Source organism: Sulfurovum iocasae (assembly GCF_047716765.1).
Taxonomy (GTDB): Bacteria; Campylobacterota; Campylobacteria; order Campylobacterales; family Sulfurovaceae; genus Sulfurovum.
On sequence record NZ_CP180410.1, the window covers coordinates 491,221 to 507,935 of the forward strand.

The 16,715-nt window shown below is 37.0% G+C and carries 15 protein-coding genes; 7 read left to right on the top strand and 8 right to left on the bottom strand.

The window, feature by feature from the left end; all coding sequences use genetic code 11:
• Positions 1-65 precede the first annotated feature (65 nt).
• The 6 genes from ACLHDG_RS02500 to hisH all read right to left on the bottom strand — a co-directional run bounded on the left by ACLHDG_RS02500 (position 66) and on the right by hisH (position 6,840).
• Complete coding sequence (locus ACLHDG_RS02500; protein ID WP_415407416.1) at positions 66-1,622, bottom strand: 2-isopropylmalate synthase; 1,557 nt, start codon at positions 1,620-1,622, stop codon at positions 66-68.
• Positions 1,623-1,864: 242 nt separating this feature from the next.
• Entirely contained in the window at positions 1,865-2,581 is a 717-nt protein-coding gene (pssA, locus tag ACLHDG_RS02505; RefSeq protein WP_415407417.1) for a CDP-diacylglycerol--serine O-phosphatidyltransferase, read from the bottom strand.
• 126 nt (positions 2,582-2,707) lie between these two features.
• The gene (gene ftsH, locus ACLHDG_RS02510) at positions 2,708-4,693 is read right to left on the bottom strand and encodes an ATP-dependent zinc metalloprotease FtsH (RefSeq protein ID WP_415407418.1); all 1,986 of its coding nucleotides are present in this window, start codon (positions 4,691-4,693) and stop codon (positions 2,708-2,710) included.
• Positions 4,686-5,513 carry a 50S ribosomal protein L11 methyltransferase gene (locus ACLHDG_RS02515; RefSeq protein WP_415407419.1) on the bottom strand — a complete coding sequence of 276 codons (828 nt, stop codon included), beginning with the start codon at positions 5,511-5,513 and terminating at the stop codon, positions 4,686-4,688. The genes ftsH and ACLHDG_RS02515 overlap by 8 nt, the downstream gene beginning before the upstream one ends.
• Positions 5,503-6,216: a 1-(5-phosphoribosyl)-5-[(5-phosphoribosylamino)methylideneamino]imidazole-4-carboxamide isomerase gene (gene hisA / locus ACLHDG_RS02520; RefSeq protein ID WP_415407420.1), complete on the bottom strand. Its 714-nt coding sequence runs from the start codon at positions 6,214-6,216 to the stop codon at positions 5,503-5,505. The genes ACLHDG_RS02515 and hisA overlap by 11 nt, the downstream gene beginning before the upstream one ends.
• Positions 6,217-6,840: an imidazole glycerol phosphate synthase subunit HisH gene (gene hisH / locus ACLHDG_RS02525; RefSeq protein ID WP_415407421.1), complete on the bottom strand. Its 624-nt coding sequence runs from the start codon at positions 6,838-6,840 to the stop codon at positions 6,217-6,219.
• Positions 6,841-7,234: 394 nt separating this feature from the next.
• Between hisH and ACLHDG_RS02530 the strand changes: the two genes are divergently transcribed.
• The 7 genes from ACLHDG_RS02530 to ACLHDG_RS02560 are packed head-to-tail and all read left to right on the top strand — an operon-like array spanning position 7,235 to position 14,008.
• Positions 7,235-8,119, top strand: a complete 885-nt coding sequence (locus ACLHDG_RS02530) for a lysophospholipid acyltransferase family protein (protein ID WP_415407422.1) — start codon at positions 7,235-7,237, stop codon at positions 8,117-8,119.
• Entirely contained in the window at positions 8,116-9,009 is an 894-nt protein-coding gene (locus ACLHDG_RS02535) for an ELM1/GtrOC1 family putative glycosyltransferase (RefSeq protein ID WP_415407423.1), read from the top strand. Before ACLHDG_RS02530 ends, ACLHDG_RS02535 begins: the two co-directional genes overlap by 4 nt.
• Positions 9,006-10,091: a glycosyltransferase family 4 protein gene (locus ACLHDG_RS02540; protein WP_415407424.1), complete on the top strand. Its 1,086-nt coding sequence runs from the start codon at positions 9,006-9,008 to the stop codon at positions 10,089-10,091. Before ACLHDG_RS02535 ends, ACLHDG_RS02540 begins: the two co-directional genes overlap by 4 nt.
• The gene (locus ACLHDG_RS02545; RefSeq protein WP_415407425.1) at positions 10,088-10,909 is read left to right on the top strand and encodes a polysaccharide deacetylase family protein; all 822 of its coding nucleotides are present in this window, start codon (positions 10,088-10,090) and stop codon (positions 10,907-10,909) included. Before ACLHDG_RS02540 ends, ACLHDG_RS02545 begins: the two co-directional genes overlap by 4 nt.
• Positions 10,906-11,919: a glycosyltransferase gene (locus ACLHDG_RS02550; RefSeq protein ID WP_415407426.1), complete on the top strand. Its 1,014-nt coding sequence runs from the start codon at positions 10,906-10,908 to the stop codon at positions 11,917-11,919. Before ACLHDG_RS02545 ends, ACLHDG_RS02550 begins: the two co-directional genes overlap by 4 nt.
• On the top strand, positions 11,916-12,926 hold the full coding sequence (locus ACLHDG_RS02555; RefSeq protein ID WP_415407427.1) for an ELM1/GtrOC1 family putative glycosyltransferase: 1,011 nt from the start codon (positions 11,916-11,918) through the stop codon (positions 12,924-12,926). The genes ACLHDG_RS02550 and ACLHDG_RS02555 overlap by 4 nt, the downstream gene beginning before the upstream one ends.
• Entirely contained in the window at positions 12,923-14,008 is a 1,086-nt protein-coding gene (locus ACLHDG_RS02560) for a glycosyltransferase (protein ID WP_415407428.1), read from the top strand. Before ACLHDG_RS02555 ends, ACLHDG_RS02560 begins: the two co-directional genes overlap by 4 nt.
• Here ACLHDG_RS02560 and ACLHDG_RS02565 read toward each other — a convergent pair.
• Entirely contained in the window at positions 14,001-15,215 is a 1,215-nt protein-coding gene (locus tag ACLHDG_RS02565; RefSeq protein ID WP_415407429.1) for an O-antigen ligase family protein, read from the bottom strand. The genes ACLHDG_RS02560 and ACLHDG_RS02565 overlap by 8 nt on opposite strands.
• Before the next feature lie 144 nt (positions 15,216-15,359).
• Positions 15,360-16,676 carry a sugar transferase gene (locus ACLHDG_RS02570; RefSeq protein ID WP_415407430.1) on the bottom strand — a complete coding sequence of 439 codons (1,317 nt, stop codon included), beginning with the start codon at positions 16,674-16,676 and terminating at the stop codon, positions 15,360-15,362.
• Positions 16,677-16,715 lie beyond the last annotated feature (39 nt).

Here is a 16,715-nt window from a genome sequence, read left to right on the forward strand (position 1 = left end):
ATCGCTTTGCTTTCAAGGCCGTTCGTAGAGACAGGCACGCTTTGCGTGATTTAATAGAGTTGTATTTATACAGTTTTAGAACTATCTGTATGTCTAGCCTTTAACTTCCCTGCCATACTCAAATAACTATTCAAAGCACCGATATAGGCTCTTGCAGAGGCTAACATCGTATCTATATTTAACCCGTGCCCTATGATAGTTGGTTCACCGTTAAATGAAACCTTGACAGTTACATTGGCTAAGGCATCTTTACCCTGGCTTACAGATTTGACTTTGTAGTCCATCAATTGGCCTTCATAGCCTGAAATCCTATCTATTGTTTTAAAGATGGCATCCATAGTACCTTCACCTATGCCCGCATCGATGATCTCATTATCATCTTTTTTAATGCATACAGCGGCAGATGGAACACCATTAGAACAATCCATTAACTGCAAAGAGATCAACTCGAATATTTTAGGTGCTTTGGTCATCTCATTGGTTACCAATGCTCTTAAATCATCATCGTAGATATCTTTCTTTTTATCAGCCAAGATCTTAAAGCGTTCAAATGAAGAATTTAAAGCTTCATCATCCAAAGTAAAGCCCAATTTACTCAACTTGTCTTTAAATGCTGCACGTCCGGAGTGTTTACCCAAGACTAAAGTATCTTCCATATCTAATCCGATATCTTTCGGGCGGATGATCTCATAGGTTTCTTTGTTCTTTAACATACCATCCTGGTGTATACCACTCTCATGAGCAAAAGCATTTTTACCTACGATGGCTTTGTTTGGTTGTGGTTCGATACCTGTGATATTGGCTATCAAACGGCTTGATGGATATATCTCTTTTGTATTGATATTGGTCTCATAGTCAGCAAAAATATCTGAACGTGTTTTTAATGCCATAACAATCTCTTCAAGAGCAGCATTTCCCGCTCTTTCTCCCAAACCGTTAATAGTACACTCTACTTGCCTTGCCCCATTGACAACAGCCTCCAAAGAGTTTGCTACACCCAAGCCCAAGTCGTTATGGTTATGTACTGAGATGATAGCTCTATTACCAACATATTCACTCATTTCTTTCACCATTGCACCGATCTCAAAGGGTAATCTAAAACCAACTGTATCTGGCAAGTTTATTGTACTTGCACCTGCTTCAATGACCGCGTCACTTATTTCTTTCATAAAACCTATGTCAGAGCGTCCTGCATCCTCACATGAGAACTCTACGTCATCCACGAAAGTACGTGCGTATTCAACAGCTCTTACAGCTCGTTTGATAACTTCATCAGGAGTCATCTTAAGTTTATATTCCATGTGGATGCTAGATGTTGCAATGAATGTATGAATACGTTTCATCTTTGCTTTTGCTATGGCTTCTCCAGCTGCTTTTACATCACTATCTATAGCACGTGCTAAAGAACAAATAGTTGATTTTGTTACTCTTTGTGATATTTTATCGATGGCATCAAAGTCTCCTGGGCTTGCTGCTGCAAACCCTGCTTCGATGATGTCTACACCCAAACGCTCTAACTGTGCAGCGATCTGGATCTTCTCTTCAGTGTTCATAGAAGCCCCTGGGCTCTGCTCACCATCTCTTAATGTTGTATCAAATATTTTAATGATTTCTTTACTCATTATGTTTACCTTGTTATGTAAAAAGCACTATATGTGCGGAAAATTGTCTAATTTTACCTAAATAGTGGTTAATTAGAAACTAGAAAGTTGAATTGTATATGGGATAAATTAGAGTGAGAGCAGCAGGAGAGTACTATCTTTTGTGAAAATTGTATGTGTTTTTATGATGTTTTTCATAATGCTCTCCTATTTAATTTTTGTGCATTATACACTAAATTTAAGTTTATTACAAGAGATAAAAATTATCTTTTAATTTTTATCTTTCTAAGATTAATTGTTCGTAACGCACGAAGTGGTCCATAAAGTGTGTAGGCCAATATAACAATAGCAAAACCTTCTGCTGAATAAAGGTAGAGTAAAGAAGCTATTAATACAAACACAATCATCGTTTTAAAGACCATGGGTTTATCGAGTTGAACTTTTTTGAATGATGGATAACGAAAATTACTGACCATAAGTATAGCTACACCTAAGGCTAAAAATAACAAAATGATACTATAGTTTTCCAAGGTATATTTATGGAAAAGGAGTATCCACATAGAAACAAATACAGCCGCTGTAGGAATAGGAAGTCCTATAAATACATTGGGGTCTGTTTTGGCAGTGCTAATGTTAAATCGTGCTAAACGTATGGCACCAAAGATGACATAAAGTGCAGAGACTAAAATACCAAAACGTCCAAATTCATGCCCTATAAAAAAATAAAGTAGCATCGCAGGAGCAATACCAAAAGAGATGATATCAGCAAGAGAGTCAAACTCCACACCAAACTGGCTTGTAGTATTGGTCATACGTGCAACCCTACCATCTAAACCATCAAAGATAAGGGCTAAGAGGATGAGCCAAGAGGCAAGTACAAAGTTTCCTTTACTTGCTTCCACAATACTTATCACACCTACAAAAATGCTACTTGCTGTAAACAGATTTGGCAGGATGTATATAAGGTTAGCTCTTTTCATTAAAAGGACACCTTTTGAGCAAAGCTCAAAAGGTGTCTCAAACTAGAACGTGCATTAAAGCACCTTATAGTTCGAGATTGTTGCCACTGGGACAACTTCAGCAGTTGGCTCATACGACTAGTCGTATTATGCATCTTCTTCTTCCTGATTTTTCAAAGCTTGCTCTTTTGCAAATGCTTCTGCTTTTGCTATTTTATCTCCATGTGCAAGACGACTTTTCATATTATTTTCTTTTTCATATTCATCTATGATCGAACGTACTTTTGTACCTTCAATGACTTCTACATCCAAGAGTACAGCAGTCATGTTTTCTATGGCTTGATGATATTCGTTGAGTGTTTTCTTTACGAAGGCATAACGCTCATTCAGTGTTGCTTTGATGTGATTATCAATATCTTCAGCCATTTGTTCACTATAGTCTGTAGATGCCATACCGCCACCCAAGAAGCTGTTTTCACTTCTTTTAAGTACCATAAGCCCAGCGATATCACTCATACCATAGACAGAGACCATATCTTTCAAAATAGCTGTTGCACGGTCAAGGTCATTACCTGCACCTGTACTTATTTCGCCGATAAACACTTCTTCTGCTGCACGTCCACCAAGGAGTACATCTATCTCAGCCATGAGTTCATGTTTCTGTTTTAAGAATCTGTCTTCATCGTCCGGAAGGTGTAAAGTATAGCCTAAAGCACCAAGCCCTCTAGGGATGATAGATACTTTTGTTACACGTGTTGCACCTTTAGTAAGCTCTGCCATAAGTGCATGACCGCTTTCATGATAGGCTACGATCCTTTTCTCTACCTCAGATATTTTTCTGTTTTTCTTTTCCAGTCCTACAAATGAACGTTCTATTGATTCCAGAAGGTCTGCCTGCTCTATCTCTTTTTTGTTGAATCTACCAGCAAGAAGTGCAGCTTCGTTGATGATGTTAGCCAAGTCTGCACCTGCAAGACCGGCAGTTTGTTTGGCAACAATGGTTAAATCAACTTTTGAGGAGAGTTTTACGCCTTTGGAGTGTACTTTCAAGATGGCCAAACGTCCATCAAAGTCAGGTTTGTCTACAAGTACTTGTCTATCAAAACGTCCAGCTCTAAGAAGTGCGGCATCCAGTATTTCCGGTCTGTTTGTTGCAGCAAGTACGATGACAGGAGTGTCTGTACCAAAACCATCCATTTCAGCTAAAAGTTGATTAAGTGTTTGTTCTCTTTCATCATTTCCACCCATCTGTCCACCAGATGCACGACTTTTACCGATAGCATCGATCTCGTCGATGAAGATGATAGATGGAGCCTCTTTTTTCGCTTGAGCAAAAAGGTCACGTACACGACTCGCTCCTACACCTACAAACATTTCAATGAACCCTGAACCACTCACGGAAAAGAAAGGAACAGAAGCTTCACCTGCTACAGCTTTTGCAAGAAGTGTTTTACCGGTACCTGGAGGTCCCACCAGAAGTAATCCTTTTGGGATCTTTGCTCCAAGTTCCATATAGCGTTCTGGAAATTTAAGAAAATCAACGATCTCTTTGACTTCATCTTTTGCTTCTTCTACACCTTGTACATCAGAAAATTTTGTATCTGGTTTTTCAGAATTGATAAGTTTATCTGCTTTTCCGGCACCAAGGATGCCACCACCCATACCTTTAGACATTTTCTTAGCCAAGAAGATCCAAATACCAAAGAAGATAAGGATAGGAAGCATCATACTAAGAAGTTCAGAGAGGAAACCATTTCCCATTACACCTTCATAGGTAATCTTTTTTTCTTCTAAAAGAGGGATAAGGTCTTTATCGTATGTTGGTACGTTTTGAGCTACATAACGCACTCTACGTCCATCTGCATCAGCTATGGCTTCTACTGTCGAAGGTGTGAGTTTTACACTTTTAATGCTTCCCGATTCTATCTGAGTCTTTATCTCAGAATATTTGACCTGTTTGGTTTGTGCTATATTGTTGCTGTTGAGTACCGTACCTAGACCTTCGCCTTCACCTACAAAAGACTTAAAGATCATAATGATGACGATAGAAAATATCGCAAATGCGAGCAGGGGGTTGTTATTGAAAAAATTATTGTTTTTATTGTCTTGGTTTTTATTGTCTTGATTAGCCATTGACTTCCTTTTTATATACGAGTGTTACCCACTCATCTTTTAATGTTCTTTGCACCAGTGTGAGCTCTTTAAATGACTCTACAACCAGGTCTTCTTTTTTATCTAAAATACCTGAAAGTATCAAGTGTCCATTTTCTTTACATGCAGATTTCAGATCTTTTGCGATGAATCTAAGTACATCGGCGATGATATTTGCGATGACTACATCGTAAGTGCCTTCAGCTTTATCGATGGAGCCTTCCCAAAGTTTGTCATAACTCTCTTCATTGAGTTCAAAGTTCTCTTTACAACTCTCAACTGAAAGTGGGTCTGTATCACAAAGCTCTACAGTTGCACCCAGTTTCTTACATGCAAGACCTAAGATACCAGAACCACAACCTACATCTATGACAGATTTACCGGCATCTACGTAAGTGCTGATAGCTTCCAAACATGCAAAGGTAGTTGCATGGTGTCCCGAACCAAAAGCAAGGGCAGGGTCTATCTTGATATTGATTAAATCTTCTTTTGGTTCATACCAACTAGGGAAGATGTAAAACTTTCCTGCTTCTATAGGTTGGATAGAATCCTGATAGGTTTTTATCCAGTCTACATTCTCTTTCTCTTCAAGGTTGTATTTCATTTCAATAGGATTATCTAAATTACCGGCTAAGGATACAAGAGCATCTTTAACGAAAGTTAAATCAGATTCACTTCTTACAATAATTTGCCCGTCTCCAAGCTCTACACCTTCATCATAAATATTCAAAATGTAATCTGCTATAACTTCTACAAAACTTTCATCAAGTTTTATAGTGAGTTCATAATATTTATCTTGCATTCGCTACCTTAAATGCTTCTTCTAGATCAAGAGTACCTTCGTAGAATGCTTTACCTACGATAGTACCATCAACGCCAGCTTCTATCAAGGCATGAATGTCTGTCATATCCTTTAATCCACCAGAAGCAATAGTTTCAAGACCAGATGCTTTGGCGATCTCAACTGTAAAATCTACGTTTACCCCAGTCATCATTCCATCACGACCTACATCTGTACAGATGATAGCTTCTACACCTGCATCAGCAAACTCTTTTGCAAGGTCAGTGGCTTTCATATCTGAAACTTCTGCCCAACCTTCTACGGCTACCATACCGTCAATGGCATCGATACCTACAACGATAGGATACTTCGCTGCCATATCTTTCACAAACTGAGGATCTTTTACAGCCACAGAACCCAATATGAGTCTATCTACACCTAAGTCAAGATACATCTTGATAGTCTCTTCATCACGGATCCCCCCACCAAGTTCAAGTTTGAGGTTACAGTGTTCACGGATCTGTTTGATCTGCTTTAAGTTCTCAGGTTTACCTGCAAATGCACCGTTAAGGTCAACAAGATGTACCCACTCGCTTCCAAGTTCTTCAAATCTCTTAGCCACCTGCCAAGGTTCATCAGAGTAGATCTTTGCTGATTCCATAAGACCTTTACTGAGTCTTACTGCTTTGCCGTCTTTAAGGTCTATTGCTGGTAGTATTGTCATTTAATCTTCTTTCTGTAGTTTTGCAAAATTTTCGATAATTTTAAGCCCATTATCGTGGCTTTTTTCCGGGTGGGGCTGTATGCCATAAATATTTCCATTTTGTACAGCAGATACAAACTCATAACCGTAGTGTGTTTTTCCTATGGCATATTTGTCTTCACATACTGCGTGATAGGAGTGAACAAAGTAAAGATAAAAATCTTTAGCTAATCCATCAAAAATGGTGGTCTCATTTTGAACAAACAGTTCATTCCAACCCATATGCGGTACTTTAAGTGGATGGTCAAATTTACTCTCATCAAAAGCAACTACTTTTCCGGGGATGAGTCCAAGCCCTTGTGTTGTTCCAAACTCTTCACTGCTATCAAAAAGCAGTTGCATACCAAGACAGATACCCAGCAGGGGTTTTCCGCTTGCTGCAAAGTTCTTTATGGCTTCATCCATGCCATTTTCTTTTAAGTGTTCCATCGCATCACCAAATGCACCTACACCTGGTAAGATGAGTTTGTCATACTGGTTGAGTTTAGCTGGGTTGCTCTCTAATCTGGCATCTACACCTACTTTAGTAAATGCATTGATGACAGAGGCAAGGTTACCCATATTGTAATCGACGATTCCAATCACGTTAATATTCCTTTGGTGATAGAACCCGCTGAATAACTTTAGGTACTCATAACATTACTAGCTTTTGCCTAGACTAGGCACTCTTTTGAAGTCCTAGCCGTAGCTAAGTCGAAAAAGAGTAACGACGTATAGGCAAAAGCTAGTGATGACCGAAGGGTGGGCTTTGCAAACGCAATCTTTCACAAGATATTTCCTTCAACGTAGCTAAGGCTATGTTTTAAAAATCTCTTGCAAAATCTTACATTTGCAAAACCCATTATGAGTACCTAAAGTTATTCAGCGGGTTCTTTGTATAATTAACGTGATTATAGCAAATTAAATTGAAAGCAGATGTTTTAGCCTTCATCCTTTAGGCTATTTGGATAAAATAACGTATTAAAGCAATAGGTTGAGGATGAGAGAAAAAATAGAATATAGCTTAGTAAAACTATTTTTGTGGTTAGCAAAGATAGCACCTAGATCATTTATCTATGCTATGATGAAAGGTCTTACACTTCTTGTCTATCGTTTAGATAAGAAAAGACGTAACCTCACCATACAAAATCTAACTATGGCATTTCCCGAGAAAACTTCAGAAGAAATTTTAGCGCTTTCTAAAGAAGTATATACGCAACTTTCTATCACAATTGCTGAAATCCTGTTGATGTTTACCGGACAATTCAACATTGATAAAGCCATTAAAAATCAAGAAGAAGCCAAAAAGAAATTACAAAATATAGCTCAAAATAGTCCACATGGAGTCATTGTAATGACCGCACATTTCTCTAACTGGGAACTCGCAGCACATTTTTTAGCTAAAAGTGGACTCCCTATGTTGGCCATAGGACGTAAAGGAAATAATAAACTTATAGATACAAATATCACAACACCTTTTCGTGAAAAATATGGTAATGATGCAGTAAGTAAAAAGAAAGCCATGTTAGTGATGATCAAAAGGTTGAAAAATGCTGGGAATGTAGGACTGTTGATCGATCAAAAAGCAGGAAATTTAAACAGTGTTAAGGTAGATTTTTTTGGGCAGCCCGCTGAAACAACGTTGTCTATTGCTTCATTAAAGTTAAAATTTGATTCTTTAGTGGTGCCTATCTTTATTGCCAGACAGAGTGATGGATTGTATGAGATGATCATCAATGAACCTCTTGATTATGTTGCAGATGAGATTGAAGATAAAGAGAAAAAATTAGAAGCTATGACTTTGAAATATAATCAGGCTATTGAAGAGGTAATTAGAAAATACCCTTCCCAATGGTTTTGGATGCATAACAGGTGGCGTATATGAGCCGAATACTTATTCTAAGTGACGGACGTGCAGGACATTTAAATCAATCCATTGCATTGGCAAAATATCTTGAACTGCCGTATGATGTAGTAGAAGTGCTACCTAAATATCGTTGGAGTAAAGCACTCACCTATCTCTTGGATAAATTGGGTATTAGAACAAAGTTTCTATTTGAAGTAGAATTGTATAACAAAGAGTATAGTGTAGTTGTAGGGACAGGTTCATGGACTTATTATATGGTGAAAGTTCTTGGAAAAACATTGAAAGCCAGATCGATCACGATGATGTTACCTCGTGGGTACAAATATGATTTTGATACTATCTTTGCACAAAGCCACGATAACCCACCTAAGCAAAAGAATATCATAGAGATCCCTGCCAACTTCTCTTATGTAGAACCTCAAGGCCTTTATGTAGCCAAAAAGCATGCTATAGGGATCGTAATAGGTGGAGATAACAAGATATTCACCATGTCAAAAGAGAAGCTTCAATCGCAACTTGATTTTATTGTGAAGCATTATCAAGGATATGAGATCGCTATTACAACTTCACCAAGAACCTCTGAAGCGGTAGAGCAATTGATCGAATCGTATCATTTTGAGTATGAAGTTATATTCTCAAAAAATACTATCAATCCTATCCCTGATTTTCTTGAGCTCTGCGAAACAGTGTTTATTACTGGTGATAGCACTTCAATGATCTCCGAGGCTATTGCTTATGGTGTTTCCAATGTCATTGTTTTGCCACTAGAGAGTAAAGAGGATAATAAATTTGAACGCTTTGTAAAGGGTTTGGAAAGAGAAGGATATCTATATATTTTCGATGGTACGATAAAAAATAGAAATAAAAAAATAAATTTTAAAGAATATCTTAGAGGCTTGGATCTATGAGGATCATACAGCTGTTACCGGAACTTAATGAGGGTGGTGTAGAACGTGGTACCATGGAGCTTAGTCGTGAGTTAGTAAAACTAGGGCATGAGAGTATCGTCATAAGTGCAGGAGGTAAGCTGCAAGAGCAGATCGAACAAGAGGGTGGAAAACATATCACATTTGATCTTTGTTCTAAAAACCCTTTTACTGCTCCTTCTCGTATAATAAAACTACGTAAGCTATTGAAAGAATTGCAACCAGATATTTTACATGCACGAAGTCGGGTACCTGCATGGCTTACGTATTTGTCAAATAAAAAGTCAGGTATTCCTTTTGTGACAACAGTACATGGATTTAACAGTGTGAGTCCCTATAGTAAGATCATGAGTATGGGTGATAGTGTGATATGTGTAAGTGGGGCTATCAAGTCTTATATTCAAAAGCATTATCAGACAGAGGAAGAGAAGATCGCTGTAATACCCAGAGGTATTGATCTGGAGAAGTTTAATCCTGAAAACTTAGATAAAGAATTTATTGAAGATTTTAAAAAAGAATATAGTTTAAGTGATAAACAGATCATCACAACCGTAGGACGTATTACGCAGCTCAAAGACCATCAAACTTTTATTCGTGCGATTGCTTCAGTGAAACACAATAACGTCAATGTAGTTGGACTTATAGTGGGAGGGGTACGTGAGGACAAGCAATCATATCTCCATTCATTGGAAGCATTAGTGAAAGAGTTAGGTTTGGAAGATAATATCATCTTTACCGGTTCTCAAAGTAAAGTGGCAGAGATATATGCATTAAGTGATGTAGTTGTCAGCTCTTCGAAAAAACCGGAGAGTTTTGGCAGAAGTGTGGCTGAGGCACTAGCCCTTAATACGCCAGCAGTAGCAACAGATCATGGTGGCGTACTGGATATCATTGTAGAAGGTGAAAATGGTTTCTTTTATCCAGTGGGTGAAAGTGAAATATTGGCTGAGTGTATTCATCAGTGTAATCATTTGGAATTTAATGGATATCGCTATATCGCTGAGAATTTTTCATTGAAAAAAATGGTTCAAAGTACAGTAGCAGTTTATGAGGATCTGGTATGACGGTTTGGTTCATTGTAGTGCTTTTGTTTATATTTATCTATTTCTCCTATCGTTATGCCTGGTGGAAGAGAGCAGTTGATTACCGTTATCCGAGGATACTGATGTACCATATGATCCGTGATTCTATACCGGGTAAAAAGTTTAATTCTCTGCGTGTCTCTCCGGAAGATTTTGAAACACAGATCAAATATTTATATGATAATGGATGGCAGACATATACGATGTCAGAAGTGATGGCACAAAAGGAACATTTAGCAGATAAAAGTATAGTGATCACGTTTGACGATGGATACCAGGATAATTTAACAAATGCTCTTCCAATTTTAAAAAAATATGGTTTTAAAGCAACGATCTATCTGGTTAATGACCGTCATGATCGTGACTGGTCTGGATATAGAAAAGCTAAAAATGAAGGGGCAGGACTTAAAGAAGAACCTAAACTCAGTGATGATGAGGTTAACGAGCTATTAGACAGTGGTCTTATAGAGATCGGGGCACATACTCTGACCCATGCAAATCTGAAAAACCTGGATGAGTCAGAGAGCCAAAAAGAGATCTGTATTTCAAAAGAGCAGATCGAAGCACAATTTCAAACAGTGTGTCATAGTTTTGCCTATCCTTTTGGGCTTTATGGCCCTAAAGATGAAAAGATCGTTGCAGATTGTGGTTATAGCAATGCTGTGACAACAAAAGTAGGTATTGTAGATCTCAATGACTGTGATCCTTTTGATATTCCCCGTGTCACAGTGAGTGGTAAAGATAACTTTTTTGCTTTTTATCTGAAGTTGCGTACAGGGAAACGAGGGGTAAAAAAATGAAGATCTGTCAGATCTTAGCAGGAGATGAAGAAGGTGGGCTCGAAAAGCATTTTGAAGAGCTTTGCAATCGGATCGCAGAGCAGCACGAAGTTCATATCATAGCACATGAGAAATACCGAGAACGATTTGAACCAAGTATAGTTTTTCATGTGCTTGATCTTTCTAAGGGGCGTAGAAATCTCTTTATGCTTTATAAATTACGTCAAATTATCAACCATGTTGATCCAGACATCCTTCATGCTCACGCAAACAAAGCAGTTGCTATGGTGGCAAATATAAAGCGCTTTTTGAACCCTTCCATCAAAATGGTCGCTACCCTACATAGTAAAAAACGTAAGCTTAAAAGTTTTGAAAAGTTTGACCATGTTATCGGGGTTTCGTATGAGGTATTAAAAGAGTTGAAAAATCCTCATCAAAGTGTAGTCTATAATGGTATAGCCTTGACACCTAAAGAGCGAGACCCTCACTATCTTTCTCAGTTTGGCATTCATGATGAGTTTGTCATTTGTTCTGTTGGAAGGTTGGAGAGTGTCAAAAACTTTTCATTGCTGATCCGTGCTGTGAAAGAGTTGGATGTTAAATTTCTTATCATAGGAGAAGGGAGTGAAGAGAAAAAGCTCAAAATACTTGCAAAAGAACTCTTTTTAGAGGATAAAGTAGTGTTTTTGGGGTTTAGAAGAGATGTACAGGAATTCATGATCAACTCTGATCTTTGTGTGATCTCTTCAGATCGAGAAGGTTTTTCGTATGTCATGGCAGAAGCACTGCTTTTAAAGACACCCATTATATCTACAGATGTAGGTGATATGAAGAGGATCTTGCCACTTTCTTTTGTTGTGCCTGTGAATGATGAGAAGAATTTAAGTTTAAAAATACGTTATGCTCAGGAACATTACACGGATGTTTTAGAAGAATATAAACAAAGCTTCCGATATGCAGCTGAACATTTTACACTAGATGCGATGGTTGCCGGTACGTTAGAAGTTTACGATAAGGTTATGCAGCGATGAAAAAAGTATTGATACTCAGTGACAGAAGAGCAGGGCACTTTAACCAAAGTCTTGCAGTAGCGGAAGCTATCAAGAGCTTTGGTCCGGTAGAAGAGGTATATGTTGAAGTAAAAGTCAAGAAACTCGGGAAGTATCTTTTGAGAATTTTATTAAACTCAAGAATGGGACAGAAGCTGTTTAAAAGCCGTCCTTCCTTAAAAATGATACAGATATTTTATGAAGGTTACGAGTGGGATGGGCAACCCGATATTATTATATCAGCGGGGAAAGATACTTCCCTTCTTAATGCCATGCTAGCACTGATGTATGGGAGTACAAACTTTTTTATAGGACACCCGAAAAAACTTGACCATAGCCTTTTTTCTACAGTACTTACCGTATTGGATCTTGGTTTTGATAACCAAATTGTTTTGAATGTGGCACCGACACGATCGTATAATGGTGACTTGAGAGTGTTTGCAACAACATATGATCTTGACCCTCAATATGAATATTATACTTTGCTGATAGGAGGTGATGGTTCCGGATATCGGTTTGAAGAAGAAGATATTGAACAACTCATTACTTTTGTCAATGCTACAGCAGATAAAGTAAAGTGGCTCATAACGACATCACGCCGAACCCCTGAAGCGTATGAAGCAAAAATGGAAAAAGAGATGCAAGCTGAATGTTTTATCGCTTTCAATAAAAATCCGCAAAAAGTCGTTGCAGGCTTTTTGGAACTCAGTACTACAGTGTTTGTTACCGAAGAGAGTGCATCGATGGTTAGTGAAGGAGTGGCTTTTAGAAAGCCTGTAGTTACGTTGTCTCCAGAGCATCATGATGCTGATAAAAACTATCAAAAGATATTGCAAAAATTTTCGACAGAAAAAAGGATACAAAGGGTAGAGATCTCCAAACTGGAAAACTTTAAGACTGACTTGGAAGATTTTAGGCTCTTAGAGCTTGATTCATGCAAGGAAATAGCAAAGAAGTTGAAATATCATCTATTGGAGGAAACATCATGAAAAAGATTGGATTGATCGCAACCAATCTTGCCGGAAGCGGAGCAGAGAAAGTAGTGCTGCATTTGGCTGAGATGTTCGAAAAACAGGGGGATGAAGTATATATTTTTCTTCTGGAAGATGTGATCTCCTATGATGTCAAAGGAGCCAAAATTCATGTACTCTCTAAAGATCGTTCCTTTTTTAAACTCTTCAAAGGCTTGGGAGATGAACTCCTGGCAAGAAAATTAAAAAGTATGATAAACACTATAGAACAGGGGAGTCAAAAGTTTGATCTCTTTCTCTCTAATCTTCCTGCGGCAGACAGGGTCGCTGCAAAGGCAGATCTGCCTCACTGCCGATACCTTATTCATACCTCCTACTCTATGGAGTTGAGTGAATTCAGGCAGAGAGGAAAAATCCGCCGGGCAGTTAAAAAAGAGAAATTGTACCGTTCTCTTTATGAAGGAAAAGATCTGATCGCTGTTTCAGAGGGAATCAAAGAGGATCTGGACAAGATGGGAATAGGGTATCGTACCTGCGAAGTGATCTATAATCCTTTTGATATAGAGGTGATACGTGAGCTGGGAGAAGAAAAAATACTGCATGAGATAGAAGGAGAATATTTACTGAGTGCCTCTGCTTTTAGGCCGGTAAAGCGGCATGATATTTTGTTGGAAGCCTACAGTAAATTGACAGATCCACCACCTTTGAAGCTATTGTGCAATACTGATCCGAAACTTGAAAAGATGATCGATACACTAGGCATCAGAAATAAGGTAGAGATCCTTGGATTTACTAAAAACCCCTATCCTGTCATCAAAAATGCAAAACTGTTGATCCTTTCATCTGAGCGAGAAGGCTTGCCAACGGTTTTAATCGAGTCTTTGATCCTTGGTACACCGATTGTCAGTACAAATTGCCACTCCGGACCATCTGAAATATTGACAGGTAGTTTGAGTATCTATTTGGCAAATGTAAATGACAGTAAAAATTTAAGCAAGAAGATCGCTTTGGCTCTAGAATATTATCCCAAGATCAAAAAATCCCATATAGAAAAATTCAGTATGGATACTATTTATGAGAAATATGATTCTTTCAGATAGAGGTACACTTTATCTCAGATTGTTCATAACGATAGTGTGCAAGTATTAATCCTGCAAAAAGAGCAAAGAGACTGAGTGATCGGTTAAGATGAAACATGGCGTCACTGAGGGATGCGATAGCTATAGTTGATACTAAAATGTATTTAATTGTATTCATTCTTCTATCAGTTATTTTAGTTTTTATGAGTGATATAAAGATGAATATATAAGATAACAATCCAAATATTCCTGCAATGACAGCAAATTCAGCATATTGGTTGTGATAATGAACCAAGCTTTTTACATATTCCCTATCTTGATATTTCTCTTGAATCATTTCATCTTTTTTGCTTAGGTGATCACCTACACCCACACCAATGATCGGGTTTTGTAAAAATATGTCTTTTGCAACGATATTTAGTCCTACTCTTGATCCAATAGGAGTTGAATATGAAAGATTATTTATATTACTGTATGTTTGTGTCATTCTTGTTTTGAAATTTGGACTGAACGTAAATGCCAAGTATGGAACCAGCAGTAGTAAAGAGAAGGTAATAAATAGTGATTTTGCTGTAATTTTGTAGTGTCCGATCAACACAGATACCAATACAAACAAAAATAAAAATTGTCCGGTACGACCTGGATTTATAAATAAATTAGCCGTAATAGTAGTAAAAAATATTCCATAAATAATATTATGTTTTATGGATTGGGATGTTATCATACGGTTTAATAAAATACCAGCAGTAAAGACAAGAAAAACACTATATAGCGTATGGTGCATAAAGGGACTTGGATTTTTACTACTTAGTCCTTCAATATGTATAAATTCAAAAAATATACCATAAGAGACAAGTTCACTGATTAACATCCCTGTAAGAAATGCTGATAGGGCTATGGGTATAAATTTTTTGTCTATGGATGTATATATTACAAACATAGGTAGTATATACCAATATCTCGTGATATATTTAATACCAAATTTAATATTATCAATATCTGTCCAGAGTAGTGAAAGTAAGAGTACAAATAATAAAATTCCAATGGATAGGAAAAATGATTCTTTTTTAATTAAAGCTATCTTTGCTTTCACTTCTCCTTGTACAAACCAAAGGATAATTATTAATGGTGCTAATATTCTGATCAGATCCAATGAAAGAGGTATGAAAAAAGCGTAAAGTACAATAATGTAATTTAATATGTTAGAGTCTTTTATACTTTTAATCATTAACTTTCCCTCCCTTACAATTGTAATAATGTTAGCATATAGCAGTTGTATATCTTCTGTAGAGATGTAATTTTAATACTACGTACCTAATTTATATTTTTTTCTATAATTCCTTGGAAAAGAAAGTGTAAATATTAGATTAAACTATTTGGCTCCATCTTTCAGTAAAACTGTTCTGATCGTCTTAATGAGGATAACGAGATCCATCCAAAGGTTCCAGTTCCTTATGTACCAAATATCAAGTTCAACTCGTGAGAAGAAGTCTACATCGCTTCTACCACTGACTTGCCAGAGTCCAGTGATACCGGGTCTCACTGCAAGTACGCTCTCTAAGTCATTACCAATTTTTTCTTTTTCTTCCAGCATATATGGTCGGGGACCTATAAAACTCATTTCTTGTTTAAAAACATTGAAGATCTGGGGAAGTTCATCCAAAGAGGTACGCCGTAAAAAGTGACCGATCTTAGTGATACGAGGATCATTTTGGTACTTATGGTATATAGCATAGTACTCTTCCTCCTGAGGGTGTGCTTTTATATATTCTTGCAGTATTTCATCTCCATTCTCATACATAGTACGAAATTTATAACATACAAAATTTTTACCTTTTTTACCTAAACGTTCTTGTGTAAAGAAGACAGAACTGTTAGGTTCTGTACTTTTGATCCTGTAAGCAATAAAAAGCATGATAGGTATAAGAAATGGAAAGATAATGAGGGAAAGAAGAAAATCAGAAACCCTTTTTAAAATCAATCGATAACGACTTTTGAGTCTATTTTTAAAAACAATGAGATTGGTACGAGTGTTGGAGAGTTCGTAAATATGCGAATGTGTCAGATCATAATCATCAATAAGTGGAATGAAGATAACTTCATGTTTATTTTTAATTTGTGAAGAGATCACCTTTTTTAGTGTATTTACATTACTGTCTTTTGAATTAATGAATACTGTAGCAGGTTCTTCTCCTGATCTAGGTTTAACATATCCAAGATACGGATTGCCATAAATTTCATCTGTTAAGAAAGGATCTTCACCATAAATCTTTGCTTTCTTTTGCCAAAGCCCAAGTCTATGGAGTATTTTTTTACTAATATTTTTAGAAAGGGGGATAAGTATAGCCATAATTAAAAATGAGAAACCTATTACAAATCTAGAATAGTTTTCAATAGATTTTATCATTGCTAAATAAGCAAAGATCAAAATAGCAGAAAAAATGATCACTTTTAAGATCAACCTGCTTTCATGCCAAAAATCATATCTATAGGTATAAATACCTTCATAGGCAAAGAGTAAAAGAGGAATGATGTAAAGAGGATAAAAGCTAAGGTATTCAGTTAAAGGAATGGTCTGTAGATTTAGATTTTCAAAAGCTGTTCGTAAAGTATATGCAAGATAGATAGAAAGTACAATCATTGCAATATCAAAAAGTATAAAAATAATTTTTGATATAAAATCTTTCATCTATTCCCTTTGCTAGTATAAGGAGCATTTTAGCAAAAA